10 protein-coding genes are annotated in these 14024 nt (G+C 45.0%); 5 read left to right on the plus strand and 5 right to left on the minus strand.

The genetic code is table 11. The features are described 5' to 3' along the window. Positions 1-4: 4 nt before the first annotated feature. Entirely contained in the window at positions 5-2698 is a 2694-nt protein-coding gene (locus KBW69_RS17490) for a hypothetical protein (protein WP_257281688.1), read from the minus strand. A 139-nt stretch (positions 2699-2837) separates the two neighbouring features. Further along, positions 2838-5480, minus strand: coding sequence for a death domain-containing protein (locus KBW69_RS17495; protein ID WP_257281689.1), 2643 nt, complete (start codon positions 5478-5480; stop codon positions 2838-2840). A 223-nt stretch (positions 5481-5703) separates the two neighbouring features. On the opposite strand from KBW69_RS17495, the gene KBW69_RS17500 reads away from it, so the two are divergent. From KBW69_RS17500 to KBW69_RS17510, 3 genes are all read left to right on the plus strand, one after another. Then, the gene (locus tag KBW69_RS17500; RefSeq protein WP_257281690.1) at positions 5704-6234 is read left to right on the plus strand and encodes a hypothetical protein; all 531 of its coding nucleotides are present in this window, start codon (positions 5704-5706) and stop codon (positions 6232-6234) included. A 222-nt stretch (positions 6235-6456) separates the two neighbouring features. Next, complete coding sequence (locus tag KBW69_RS17505) at positions 6457-7191, plus strand: FAD-binding oxidoreductase (protein WP_257253461.1); 735 nt, start codon at positions 6457-6459, stop codon at positions 7189-7191. 201 nt (positions 7192-7392) lie between these two features. Further along, complete coding sequence (locus tag KBW69_RS17510) at positions 7393-9054, plus strand: alpha/beta fold hydrolase (RefSeq protein WP_257281691.1); 1662 nt, start codon at positions 7393-7395, stop codon at positions 9052-9054. Between the two features lie 65 nt (positions 9055-9119). Here the strand turns inward: KBW69_RS17510 and KBW69_RS17515 are convergent, their stop codons facing one another. Continuing rightward, complete coding sequence (locus KBW69_RS17515) at positions 9120-10373, minus strand: bifunctional DedA family/phosphatase PAP2 family protein (protein WP_257281692.1); 1254 nt, start codon at positions 10371-10373, stop codon at positions 9120-9122. Positions 10374-10462: 89 nt separating this feature from the next. On the opposite strand from KBW69_RS17515, the gene trmH reads away from it, so the two are divergent. Beyond that, complete coding sequence (gene trmH, locus KBW69_RS17520; protein ID WP_257281693.1) at positions 10463-11146, plus strand: tRNA (guanosine(18)-2'-O)-methyltransferase TrmH; 684 nt, start codon at positions 10463-10465, stop codon at positions 11144-11146. A 148-nt stretch (positions 11147-11294) separates the two neighbouring features. Further along, a complete protein-coding gene (locus KBW69_RS17525) occupies positions 11295-12404 on the plus strand; it encodes a polysaccharide deacetylase family protein (protein WP_257281694.1) in 1110 nt (369 codons plus the stop codon). 203 nt (positions 12405-12607) lie between these two features. Here the strand turns inward: KBW69_RS17525 and KBW69_RS17530 are convergent, their stop codons facing one another. Both KBW69_RS17530 and KBW69_RS17535 read right to left on the minus strand, forming a co-directional pair. Continuing rightward, positions 12608-13417: a hypothetical protein gene (locus KBW69_RS17530; protein WP_257281695.1), complete on the minus strand. Its 810-nt coding sequence runs from the start codon at positions 13415-13417 to the stop codon at positions 12608-12610. 265 nt (positions 13418-13682) lie between these two features. Beyond that, on the minus strand, positions 13683-13880 hold the full coding sequence (locus tag KBW69_RS17535) for a hypothetical protein (RefSeq protein WP_257254960.1): 198 nt from the start codon (positions 13878-13880) through the stop codon (positions 13683-13685). Between the last annotated feature and the right edge of the window lie 144 nt (positions 13881-14024).

Here is a 14024-nt window from a genome sequence, read left to right on the forward strand (position 1 = left end):
CATTTCACATGTCAGCGGCTTGCGTTACAGGAACAGGTTGGGGGTCTGATAGCTCGTCAGATAGCTCCCCGGGAACCATACCAAAGATCAAAAACATACTATGTATAAATTTGTCTTTTTTTTCTGGCTCAGCAGCTTCCAGAAGCTTAACAAGCTGCTCGTTAGCTTTAGTGCTAAAGTTTTCTAAAAGCTCAAGTTGTTCACTGGGTACACCTTCAGCAAAACTGACATGCGCAGGGAACATATCTCTTAAACGTTGTCCGTGCATTGATCTTATAAGAACCATAGCAGTAAACATATCTTCGGCATGTTGAAAATATCCGGAATTATTCATAGCAACTGTTAACCCCACAAGATGAAAGTCTTCACTGGCAAATTTACCTAAAAATCTCCTGTTATATGGAGTAATAAAAGAATGTTGACCACAATTCCCACAGCCCCACATAATAATTCTTGGTAATCCATAATAATCCAGATTCGGAAGACCAAAACCATACTTGGCATAAACATCCCTGGCTAATTTATTTAACATCGCTATTGTTATAAATCTCGATGGGAATGTTTCATTATTTAGCCGAAAACCCGTTTTAGAAAATATTTCATAGATAAATTCAATTAATTCTGCTTTCTCTTGCTGACCTAATCCGGAATAAAAAACTTTGCCCGGGGCATCAGAAGCCAAATGATTGTTACTCGTTAAGTAGTTCAGCAATTCGTTTCTGAATTCTTTCAAAGCGGTTTCTTTCTCAAACTTATCCCTGTCAACAGCGAGCGCTTTAAGAATCCTCGTCACCTCATCATAATCTTCAATTCCCCGGGATTTTGCCAGTTCACCGACTTCTGAAATAAGATGATAAAGTGACAGACTACCATTTAAAAACCTGACCCATTTCGAATTAAATTGACTTAACGTATTTTTATCTGACTCAAGACTTTGAGTTAAAAGTTTATAGAGTTCCGGGAAATTATAGTAATCATTGATGCGAAAACAATCTCCTCTCTGCCGTCCATCTGACTCCAAAGTTTTGAACCATTGAAATACATGGACTGCTGAAGGATCAGCCTCATTTGGCGCTTCACTGTCTTGTTCCATTTCAGAAGACAGTTCTTCAGTCGGTTCCTGCTCATCATCACTCAATTCTTGCTCAACAGCCTCGGTTTCCTCTCCATCTTGTCCAGGCTGTTTTCCAGTCGGTTCCTGCTCAAGTACACTGGATTCACGATCCAGACATTCTTTGCATTTATCAAAAGCGAGTACCGGTTTATTGCAATTTTCGCATAACCTACTGTTTGGTGAACCACCTGACCCATCATCTCCATCACTTCCATCGCTCTCACTTCCACGGCGACTGCCTTGATTTTGACGACCGTTTTCTCGTTGAGACTGAGCATAGGAAGATGGTCCAAGGTCGCCCTTTTGATTTCCAGCCTGACCGATTCCTCCAGAATGGCCGATCCCTATGGGGACGTGGCCCGGAAAAACGGACACGCTGCGTAATTGTTCAGGACTTAAAATGAACCCTTGCTGTGCATGACGACGGTAGTCTTCTGTTTGTAGCGGCTGTGCCGGCTTACTGCTCAGGTAATGATCAATTACAGCTTCCGGATTATCGGGGTTTCTGGACAATGCCAGAAAGAGTCCTGAACTTCTTTCAAGATTTGCAGCTCTTATTTTATCCCAAAGTTCCTGAGAAATAATGATGTCCTGCTCATTCCAACCCTGCTTGATTTTAAGCACAACCCGGGTATCCCAAATCTGTTTTTTTACAATCCGACCATCAATACCAGGCACCAGAATCACGCTGTTGACCAGCTCGCTCATCCATTCAAAGGAGTAAAGGGGCCCCATTCCGCCGCCCGGCCTTTTCTTGAATAAATCGTCTAAATCATCGCCACTGCCAAAACCGCCACCACTAGAGCTTGTGAAGGGTTCGCCGTTATCGGCAGTAACAGGGGCTCCGGGTATTGCCAAAGGCCCACTAAAACGACTTTTGTCGTCAGAATGACCAGACCCGTTTTTTTCAGCCTGTTTATTGCGGTAAAAAATATCGACCGATGATGTTTTTTTGTTAACTGATGTATTACTGCCTGATGATGACGGTAAAGCAGCGCTTTCTGAAAAAATACCGCTACATTCCGGTTCTATAACCCATCCGATATCATTATCTTCAATGGCCAAAACCAACGATTGATGACCCGCCGGTAAACGCCAACTGGCTGAGTATTCATGCTGCCAGCGGCCAGTGTCGGGTGTCGATGAAACCTGTCTCACTTTCCCGTTTTGTATATCCGGCATAGCCTGACCCGTTACTGGCTTTTTAAATACCGGGGGAGAGGGAAAATGTCCCGTCGACAATGCGGGGGGCGTCCTGAAACAAAAATTAAATTGATCGCCCGGTTGGCTATCGAGGATGACATAAAACTGATTGTTTTCCAGTTCAGAAACTGTTCCACCGTTCTCGTCAGCCGCCTTGTAATCATAAGTAAAAAGAAGGGGCGGATTGTTCCCTTTAAACGACAGTTTGCTAATCTCCCCCGATGCATCCCTCCATGCCTCAGTGACTTTGGGGGAACCCACCCAACCCGTCCAGCTCAACAGGCTGGTATAGGCAGCACAGTGACCTGAAAAAGGCGCAATGACAGATAAGATGAATACAAAAAACAGGCGAACCACGGTCAGAAGCTCTGCTGTTTTCATGATCGGATCTCTCTGAAGATTTTATTGATAAAGCATTAAAATAGACCTTAAATTTGAAAATGTTTTATTTTTTCTATCCCAGATTTGGGGCACTGACCGCGACTCCGCCAGCTTGCCCTGGAAACCGGACTTATAGTTTTCAAAATTTATGACGCTTATTTAAATCGTACATAAGATCCCATCGTCCGATTTCTGAAAAAACCTCCAATAAGTCATCGTAGGTAATCTGACCTTTTATTTTTTTCCATTCTTCCATCATTGCCCTTACCTTACTTTCAAGCCCAGCGTTACCAGCATCAATATCTCTTATATGAGTTTCATTAAGAACACCGGTCTTTTTGGCAAATTTTTGCCAATCAACGCCTACTTTAGAACCAATATTCAGGAGTTCCTCTTGCGTTACGATAGAGTCCAAAGTTACAGACTGTGGTTTTTTTTCGAACCATGGGGAAAAATCCAAGCCTGGTTTAGAACAAGCTTCCAGCATTTTCACTGTATCAGAGTCCAAAGCTAAAGGCCGTGACCTGCTTATTTCTGATTGCTGGCACTGTGGATCTACGGCCGCGTGTGCAACGGCTTGTGTTAACTGAACAGGTTCAGGATCCGATAGTTCATCAGCCGGTTGATCTGATAGCTCATCAGATGGTTGCTCCGATAACTCATCAAACGGTTGATCCGATAGCTCATCAAATAGCTCCTTAGGAGCAATACCAAAGATCAAAAACATGCTATGTATAAATTTGTCTTTTTCTTCTGCTCCCTTGTTTTCCAGAAACTTAACAAGCTGTTCACGGGCTTTTAAGGTGAAGGTTCTTAAAAGCTGAAGTTGCTCACTGGGTACATCTTTCGCAAAACGAACATTTTTAGAGAACAGATCATTTAAACGCTGTCCGTGCATTGACCTTATAACAGCAAGAGCAGTGAGTATAGCTTCAATATCATGAAAATCTAAAAATTGATTGGCAGTAATATTAAATGCCAGAGCATGAAGTGATTGACTATTGACTCCAATTAAAAAACGTCTGTTATGTGGAGTAATAAAAGAACATTCACCACTACCAGGCCTCTCACTGCCCCACGTAAGAATTTCTAATAACTCCTCACGATCAATGTACGGATTCGGAATACCAAAACCATACTTAGCATTAACATTTCTGGCGAATTGATTTAACATTATTATTGTCAAAAATTTTGACGGGAATATTTCATCTTTTAGCCACCAACTCGTTTCTTTAAATGTCTGAAAAATATAATTAATCAACATTACTTTCTGTTGGCGACTTAATCCTGAATAAAGAACATGCCCCGGGTCATCAGAAGCCAGGAGGTTGTTACTCGTTAAAATGCTCAACAAATCGTTTCTGAATTTTTTAAAACCGGTTTCGTTCTCAAACTCATGCCTGTGATGAGCAAGTGCTTTAACAATTCTTTTCACCTCAACGTAATCTTCAATTCCCTGGGACTTTGCCAATTCACCAACTTCTGAAATAAGGTGGTAAAGAGACATACTGCCGTTTAAAAATTTAACCCATTTCAGATAAAACTCACTTAGCGTATTTTTATTTGACATAAAACTTTGAGTTAAAAGTCTATAAAGCGCTGGAAAGTTATAGTAATCATTATTGCGAAAACAATCTCCTCTGTGCCTTTCATTTGAATCCAAAGTTTTGAACCATTCAAATACACGGATTGCTAAAGAATCAGCCCCTTCTGTGCCTGACTCAAGTAGTTCCCTTTCTTGTTCAGTCAGTTCCTGCTCAATTAGACCGACTTCACGAGCCAGACATTCTCTGCATTTATCGAAGCCGAGTACAGCAGGTTTATTACAAATCCGGCATGACCCTCTGTTTGGTGACCCACCTGACCCATCATCTCCCCCACCCTCTCTTCCACCACCGCTGCCTTGATTTTGACGACCAGAGCCTTGTTGAAACTGAGTATTCGCTGGCGAGGTATTATCAGTGTCGCCCATTTGATTTCCAGCCTGACCGCTTTCTGTGGAATAGCCGTTCCCTGCGGTGACCAAGCCCGGAATAACAGACACGCTGCGTATTTGTTTGGGACTTAAAATGAACCCTTCCTGTGTATGACGACGGTAGTCTTCTGTTGGTAGCGGTTGTGCCGGGTTACTGTTCAGGTAATGATCAACGACAGCTTCCGGATTATAGGGGTTTCTGGACAATGCCAGAAAAAGCCCTGAATTTCTTTCAAGATTCGCAGCTCTTATTTTATTCCAAAGTTCCTGCGAAATAACGATGTCCTGCTCATTCCAGCCCTGCTTGATGTTGAGCACAATCTGGGTATCCCAAATCTGTTTTTTGACGGTCCGACCATCAATGCCAGGCAGCAGGATGAAGCTGCTGACCAGCTCGCTCATCCATTCAAAGGAGTAAAAGGGGCGCATTCCGCCGCCCGGCCTTTTCTTGAATAAATCGTCTAAATCATCGCCACTGCCAAAACCGCCACCACCAGAGCTTGTGAAGGGTTCGCTGTTATCGGCAGTAACAGGGGCCCCGGGTATTGCCAAAGGTCCACTAAAACGACTTTCGTCGTCAGAATAACCAGACTCGTTTTTTTCAGCCTGTTTATTCCCTCTAAAAGACAGTTTACTAATCTCCCCCGATCGATCCTCCCACGTCTCAATGGATTTGGATGAACTCCCCCAACCCGCCCAGCTCAACAGGCTGGTATAAGCAGCACAGTGACCGACAAGCGGCAAAGTGACAGACAAGATAAACAAAAAGAACAGGCGAACCACAGTCAGAAGCCCTGCCGCGTTCATGGTCGCATTTCCCCAAACATTTTATTGATAAGGCGTAACAATAGACTTTATATTTGAAAATGTATTATTTATTTCTGTCTATACAGGGCCTGCCAAAAAAACCATTAAAAAATGCACAGCTAATCCTGGTCAGTTATTCCCGACGAACAGACGCTTTAAGACGTATGCATCTTGTTCGACTGAACCATACTGGAGCACCCCTGCCAGTTGTTGTTCTCACTTCGTGCAACACACCCATTCACTGGCAAAGCATCTTAAAATCTCTCTTGGCTGGCATCAATCCCGCATTGATCTTATTGCGCTGGTTATTTTTGGCCTCATCCAGATGGGGTCAGTCAACCTGTCCCGTATTGCCCGAACTGTGGGGCACGGTACCGAGATCGACTCCAGGCGTAAGCGTCTAAAGCGCTTCTTTGCCCTGAGTAGCAGGGAGCTTGATGATATTGCCAGAATGGTCGTTGACTGGATGGTGCCCGAAGGGAACCAGGTTGTCTGTCCGGATCGCACCAACCGGGACTTTGGCCTGTTCAAAATCAACATCATGATGGTCGCTAAGCAGCAGGTCGTCATTCCCGCGAAGGAGGCTGTCGCAAAGGCGGGAACCATTCAGCTTGAGTTAATAAGCTTGCAGTTACACCTGAGTCCCCACTCTCCTTTTATATCAAGATTCGTTACGAAATTGTCCCTTACTGAGCGCTCTGGCTTAGTCCGCAATCACGCCAGAATTGAAAGTGTTGCTGCCACTTCTCTCTGAGGCAGTGCCCGGGTGACCTATTTGCCTCCTTGTAGACTTGAGGCTTATGATTTATCAGTGGGGATAAGAGTGGTAGGGCGTGGGTTTTGGATGCGCTTACTCTGAAAAAGCTCGTCCTCAGGACACTTCAGACAAAATCACGATCCGTTGATATTAAAATATTAATGGAAATCCCCGAGACAGATTAATGAGTTCCTATTTAAGACGAACAAGGAGTTCAAAATGCCACGCCCACTCTATCCTGCAACCCTGACAGCCAAGCATCAGCTCAGCGAGAATACTGTGCAGTTAGACTTCAGACTGGAGGCCGGGTTCGACTATCAGCCCGGACAATTTGTGCAGTTGCACTTTTCTTTTCAGGGTCAGGACTATAAAAGAAGTTACAGCATCAGCAATTCGCCCGAGTCTTTTCGAAGCTCTCAACAGCTTGAGATAGCCATCAGCTTTGTGAAGGGAGGGACTGCCTCTGCTCTGTTCAGCGAAGCAGAACCGGGTCTGGAATTGTCCATTGGTGGGCCTTTCGGGGTTCTCACTGCACCGGAAAAGTACGATGGTCGAATCATACTCGTTGGTACCGGAACAGGCGTTGCTCCGTACCGGGCTATGATACCTGCACTGAAAAAGCTGGCCGACGAAGGCACCCGAATTCTGGTCATGATGGGTGTAAGACACAGGGCCGATATGATTTACGAGCAGGATTTTCGGCATCTTGCTGACTCATCCGGATCCATAGAATACAGGGCCTGCTACAGCAGAGAAAAGTCACTGGACACCTCCGCCAACGAATACCCGGGTTATCTCCAGAACCAGTTCCCACAACTGAATCTTTCCCCGGAAAAAGACCTCGTTTACTTGTGTGGCAACCCTGCCATGATTGACGACGCATCCGCAGAACTGACAGCGTTGGGTTTTGCTCCAAGACAGGTGAAGCGGGAAAAGTATGTTTTTTCCAGTTGAACCTTCTCGCGTTTAAACCGGTAGGCCTTCATTTCAGTTTCTGTAAACTGTTTGTCATCTTTTGCCTGAAACACCCACAAGTTAATACACACTCACTTAAAACCTGTGTATGATCACATTGCACCCTTTTGAAACACAATGACAATCGTCAAGATTCAATTGTGGGTGAAACAACATAAAAATAATAAAAAAGGTAACTCAATGTCGAAACGGCTAGTTAAGCTGCTGGTTCTCAATCTGGCACTGTCTCTCTTCCCACTCCATTCCCTCGCATCCGAACAGCCACTGTTTCAGTTTGCTGCCGGATTGCTGAACAATGGACAATTTCCAGAGTCTGACCGCTACACCACCGATGATGATATTGTCATTCTGACCAATGATGGTACAGAACTGACTGCTAATATCTTTGTTCCCACCTCACTAAGCGGGTCCGCCCCCGCTGTCGTATTTATTAATAGTTGGGGGATGAATGAGTACCAGTACCTGCAGCAGGCTGCAACGCTCGCTGAACGGGGGTATATCGTTCTTAGCTATTCTACCCGGGGCTTTGGCAAGTCTACCGGACGAATAGATACGGCTGGCCCTCAGGATATTGCCGACTACAGTCAGGTGATTGATTTTCTTCTCAATAATTACCCTGTAAATCCCAATGCTATTGGTACCGCTGGTATCTCTTACGGCTCAGGTATCAGCCTGATCGGAGCAGCTCATGATGAACGGGTCAAAGCCGTTGCCGCCATGAGCAGCTGGGGAAGCCTGCTGGAAGCACTTTACGGTAATCAAACCCCCAGACTGGCCTGGGGAGAAATACTCACTTTGACGGCCGACCTCATAGGCAACCCTGAGCCGGTCATTGCTGAAAACTGGGACATCATTAAAAACCAGAAGCTGGATCAGTTACCAGCCGTTATAGAGTGGGCAGAAGAAAGATCCCCGATCAACTATGTCGAGCTGCTGAATCAAAATAATACCGCCGTCTATCTTGCCAAAGCTTATGGCGATAACCTCTTCCAGCCAAACTCTCTGCTTGAGATGTTTAGCCAGCTAAGCACTCCCAAACATATGGACCTGCTGACCGGATCCCATGCCACAGCCGAGCTGCTGCCTTCCCTGCTGGGCATTGGTGAAGACAGGGTCTGGAATAACGTCTACCGATGGTTCGACATTCATCTGAAAGGAGAAACGAATGAACTGAGTCAAGCAAATCCTTTGCAGATGAAAGTGAAGTTCAAAGACCGCTTTGAAGGGTTCGACAGTTTTCCAATAAAAGAGGCTTCCGCACAGAAGTACTATCTTCACCCAAGGTCTGCATTTGATAACGGCGATTTGGAAGCCCATCCCTACAAACCGCCGTTCTGGCTGACAAAAGACAATACGATCAATTCCTGGACGGGTACTTTATTCAGTACTCAGATTCCTGTTCTTTCACAACTTTTGGAGCAGCTTGAAGTCCCGGTCGTCACTAACATTTATGCCGCATCCGATTTCAGAGGCATTTATTTCAACACCGATAAGCTTCAGAACGTCATGAAAATAAGAGGTAATCCGACTGTTAACCTTGTGGTTCAACCACACTACGACAAGGCACAGCTGGTGGGCTATCTCTATGACATGGACTCATTGGGGAATGCAAGATTGATCACCCACGGCGTATCAACCTTACCCCAGGCTGAATCAGGAAAAAAAATCGAAATATCCTTCGAGCTGGTCACCACAGCCTACGATGTGCCCCAAGGACACCGGGTTGTATTGGCTATAGATACTATGGACCCTCAATATAAGAGGCCTACAAGCGACAATTACTTTATTGATTTCGAGTTCAGTAACCAGAAGCAATCAACACTCTCAATTCCAGCCCTGTAAGAAAACTGAATTAAGAGTTTCTTCTTTTGAAGATAATCGCCCGGAACCATTCCGGGCGATTTTTGTCATGACATTTGAAGCTTGGGAACTTTATTGTTGAAATAAACTCTTTCCGCAACCACCGCTGCACTGAACCAGATACTTCCCAGCAGCAAACCTGCCAGAACATCCCCAAACCAGTGGGCTTCATAGACAAGCCTCGACAGTGCCACCATAAGGGCGATCATCACAGCACAACTGTAGGCACAGAACTTAACAACGCCTCTCTGCGCTGCCGTCAGGTACAGGGCAACCATTAACCAAACGAAGGTTGCCTGAGTTGTATGTCCGGAAGGGAAAGAAAACTGATCCAGACCATCAAAGTCAGCCGGTCTGGGTTTATCGATACCCCACTTCATTAACCAGAGTGTGACTTCCATACCTGCAAGACACGTCAACATAATCAATAATTTTCTATAGCGCCTGATCCAGAGAAAGTAGACAGCAAACAACACCAGTGGCACCCAGAGAACAACCGCACTTCCTAACCAGTTCACCAGACCAAACATAGGCTCAACTATCGGTAGAGACATGCTGGCAATAGAAGAATGTATCATGGCATTGTAGTCATCCAACTGACCACTGACGTCCATAACAGTCAGAAGTAATAAACTGACATGCGCCACCACAACAAAGCTGACCGGTAACAACAGTATCAACTTTTTCCTGCAGAACCTGCGATCCAGAATCAGTCCTGAATAAGCAATCAGCAACGAAACAAGAGTTAAACCGGCCAACAGATAGTAGAAGGATTGCGGTACCTCCAGCTTCAAGGCTGCGCCGGTCAGGTAGCCTGGCACGGTATAGGCCACCGCCCAGGGCGCCGTCGAGAGCAGGTTGATGATATAAAAACGCAGGGGGGACATATCCATCATCCCGGCAACGGCTGGAATAACTGGACGGATAGGGCCTATAAAACGTCCCAGTGCAACACTGAAACCACCGTACTTTTCAAAAAATCGTTCGCCTTTTTCCAGCCAACCGGGATGCCTTGAAAATGGCCAGTAGTCTCGAATCCGACTATGCAGACAATGGCCCACCTGAAAGCTGATACCATCCCCCAGGGCCGCACCGAGAAAAGCCCAGGCCAACATAGGCAAGGGTTCCATCAAGCCACTGCCAGCCAGAGCCCCAAGAGCAAACAGCAGGGCAACACCAGGAATAACAAAACCGACAGCCACCAGCGATTCCACAAAAGCAGCCAATGCTATAATCGGGCCCAGCCAGTGCCCATGATGTTGAAGCCATGCATGTAATGCTACAAAGCTATCAGATTCCACAAAAAGCCTCTTTCGATATCACCATGATGTAAAATGCTTCCTTCATATCCGTAAGTAACACCACACAATGCCACATTGAGAGCAGAACCATGACACCGGAACGTTACAAAAAATTTAAAGATCTGCTGGATCGACGTCAACCCGACCTGACGGTGCTCACGGATCAAGTTCATAAACCCCATAATCTCTCAGCTATTATCCGAACCTGCGATGCAGTGGGCATTTCCGATATCCATCTCAGCCAGCCAAAGATGGGCTATCGAAATTTTCGGGGCAGAGCTCTGGGCAGCCATAAATATGTTAATGTTCATCATCACAGCAGTGTAGAGGAAGGTATATCACAACTGAAAGCCAGCGGCTTTAAAGTTTATGCTGCGCATTTTTCCGACAGTGCAATCCCCTATTCAGATGTCGATTACACTTCGCCTGTAGCGGTTATGATGGGCGCGGAGAAAAAGGGTATCAGTCCTCAGGCGGCAGAGCTGGCTGATCAACATATTATTATTCCCATGCAGGGCATTGTGGCTTCTTTCAATGTCTCGGTTGCAGCAGCAGTCATCCTGGTTGAAGCTCAACGACAGCGCCTGTTGAAGGGGATGTATGATAAACCCAGCCTGCCTCCGGAGATCTACACTCCTACCCTGTTTCGCTGGGGATATCCCGAACTGGCTCGATATTGTGACGAACGGGGACTGAAATACCCACAAATGGATGAAAACGGGCAGCTTATAGACCCATCCTCCTGGTACATCCGGGTCCGGGCTAACGCCTGAGCCATAGAACAGGCTCTCCCATTGAACCTAATCTTTTGAATTCAACTTGCATTGCTTGCCAAACATACCGTAAATGTCTTAGTTTCGAAGCTTGAAACTCATCACAAGCGTCTCCTATGACTCACCTTACTTTAGCAACAGAGGCTCCATGAACCCCCGCATAGCTTCCCGCATTCAGCAAATCAGCCAGCTTGCCTCCCGGCCTTTGAAAGGATTACTGGCCGCTGCGGCATTCATACCTTCTGTGGCGATGGCGGCAGATAGTGCAGTGTTCCTGCAATATCACCATGTCAGCGATAAGACCCCTGCTGTCACCAGCATTACACCAGAGATGTTCAGGCAACATCTGGATTATCTGGATAAAAATGACTTCAATGTAGCGCCCATAGAGACCATCATCAAAGCCATTCAAAGTGGCCGGTCAGTGCCCGATAAAACGGTAGTGATCACTTTTGATGATGCTTACAAAAACATCTATGAAAATGCCTTCCCAATGCTGAGAGATAAGGGTTGGCCGTTTACAATTTTTGTCAGCACTCAGCCAGTGGATCGTGGCTTTGGCAACTTCCTGACCTGGAAGCAGATTCAGGAGATGAGCCGCTCAGGCGCTACCATCGCCAACCATACCACCAGCCACCCTCATATGCCGGAAAAGCTACCCGGCGAATCCGATCAGGCCTGGCTGGAACGCTCCGGAAAGGAGATCACCGACACAGAACAACGCATCAGGAACGAAACCGGTCAGGATGTCAAAATGCTGGCCTGGCCTTTCGGCGAGACAGCCCCAGAACTGAGAAAGATGATCAAGGAGATGGGCTACATTGGGTTTGGTCAGCAGTCTGGCGCTATTGGCCCACTGTCAGACTTTACCCGCCTGCCCAGATTCCCTATGTCCGGGAGTTATTCCGATATGAGTGGTTTCAGAACCAAAGTAAACAGCAGACCCCTGCCAGTGACGCAACAGGAGCCCGATACCGCTATCATTGACCCAAAGAACCTGACGCCCTCTCTAACCCTAACTTTGGCAGACGGCAACTATCAGAAACAGCAACTCAACTGTTATGTCTCCGGTCAGGGCAGAGCAGAGCTGAAATGGCTGGATAAAGAGAAAACCCGATTCACAACTCAGGCCAAATCGCCCCTGCCGGTCGGTCGCAGTCGCTACAATTGCACGGCCCCCTCGATGGATGGACGTCATTATTACTGGTTTTCTCACCAATGGCTTCGCTTTACGGAAGATGGAAAAGCTATTGATTAGAGTCACGTAATCAGGACTTGCTGTCTTCCGACAGAGAGTGTTTCAAATGCTTAATCCGATTCAGCCACTCAGATATAACTGAATGGCTGAAACAGGATTAAACGAATATTAAAGTGATTCTCCTGGACATAGCAGCCTTTGATGTGATTCTTCTAAAAATCTGGTTATGTAATCTACATTTGATCATACTAATAAATTAATGACTAGTTTATATAAGATGGTGTGAATGACTGTAAAAAAGGTGTTTTTTGAAGCCTGCTTTGGCGAATACTATCTTGAATTTCTTTTTGCTTAGCATTAAGTATTTCACATAAGATATTCATCACAATTCGTGAAATATCAGACTCCGAGCTTACACAAGACATAATTAAACCGCGTATATCATTGGAAATTTTACATCCGTTGAAAAGACACATTACATCGTAAAGGTCCAAGTTTTTAATCAGCTCCATCCACGATGGAGCTAATAGAATTTTACCTGTAGTGTCCATAGTTGTTGATTCAGAACCCCCCCCTTCAATAAAAAACACAATTCCATCTTTCCTCTGGCCTGCAATAGTCCATTGTTCACCTGACCATGGTTTAATATCACAATTATAAAATACTACAGAGCGAACAAGATTTATTTCGAATCTATCAATTGGACAATATGAAAGCAAACCAGATAGTGGTATTCCTCTTATAGTAAACCATTGACCATCATGAACTACATCTTCCTGCAAACAATTTGATAATCCATCAATCCAGACTGTTTCTGGAACAAAAGGAAAATCAATATGGCTAACTTTATCGGCTATATCATTAGTGATCAGCACTATAGCTCTTTCCATACCTTCCAAGTTCTGAATTGCCTCGAGAAGATTTACTTCTTCCGGACAACTTAAATATTTTAAAATAATTAAAAGCGGTACATCATATTTAAAAATATCTTTTAATTTAATGGCTACTGCACCTTGTACGTTTAAAAGAGAAGCAGCTATTACAGCAATCAATATTTTTTCAATCAAGTTCATAGCATAACACTTACAAAAGCATCTTGATTTTAAGACTACCCACAGTACCACATGGCGTATTCTCAATAATATATATCCGAGGCCTTACATTGATTCTCATTCCTTTAGTAATAGGCGAGGTGAATAATCTGTGCATTCCGGGCTTATAAACTTCGTCACAAAATCCACCTCTAAAAAAAATACCCATACTTCCTTCCGGTACTGTATATAAAAAAGAATCCAACTGTATAACCAGTGAACTGAAATCTTATCAGTGATGGTAGATTCAGCAAAGAGCAACGAAAGTATCCAAGCAGCTATTTGATTCATCACTCAACTCTTCAAAATTTTTTACTTTTGCAGCTACAGTTGTAGCAGAGTTGGTATGACACATCTCCTTATTTAAAAATGGTTTACATTTCATTCGCGAAAGGAATGGCACCCATGAAGCACTGGCAAATAAGCAAAAGAAGCTGGAACGCATGATCGCCAACCTGATGACTAAACATAAAGAGGAAGCCTGAGGTCAACCCTCAGCATCGTCAGGAAGACCAGCAACGCATAAATTCCCTGCTCAAAGCAGCAAGTCGTATCAAACTTTTTTTAAGATCCAACCGGAGAAACGCAA

Origin of the sequence: Endozoicomonas sp. ISHI1, from assembly GCF_024606225.1 — a bacterium.
Lineage (GTDB): Bacteria > Pseudomonadota > Gammaproteobacteria > Pseudomonadales > Endozoicomonadaceae > Endozoicomonas_A.

Excerpts from the sequence above, each read along its gene's own strand:
- KBW69_RS17490 (WP_257281688.1), bottom strand. The coding sequence starts at position 2,698 with ATGAAAACAGCAGAGCTTCTGACCGTGGTTCGCCTGTTTTTTGTATTC.
- KBW69_RS17495 (WP_257281689.1), bottom strand. The coding sequence starts at position 5,480 with ATGAACGCGGCAGGGCTTCTGACTGTGGTTCGCCTGTTCTTTTTGTTT.
- KBW69_RS17505 (WP_257253461.1), top strand. The coding sequence starts at position 6,457 with ATGCCACGCCCACTCTATCCTGCAACCCTGACAGCCAAGCATCAGCTC.
- KBW69_RS17510 (WP_257281691.1), top strand. The coding sequence starts at position 7,393 with ATGTCGAAACGGCTAGTTAAGCTGCTGGTTCTCAATCTGGCACTGTCT.
- trmH (WP_257281693.1), top strand. The coding sequence starts at position 10,463 with ATGACACCGGAACGTTACAAAAAATTTAAAGATCTGCTGGATCGACGT.
- KBW69_RS17525 (WP_257281694.1), top strand. The coding sequence starts at position 11,295 with ATGAACCCCCGCATAGCTTCCCGCATTCAGCAAATCAGCCAGCTTGCC.
- KBW69_RS17530 (WP_257281695.1), bottom strand. The coding sequence starts at position 13,417 with ATGAACTTGATTGAAAAAATATTGATTGCTGTAATAGCTGCTTCTCTT.
- KBW69_RS17535 (WP_257254960.1), bottom strand. The coding sequence starts at position 13,880 with ATGCGTTCCAGCTTCTTTTGCTTATTTGCCAGTGCTTCATGGGTGCCA.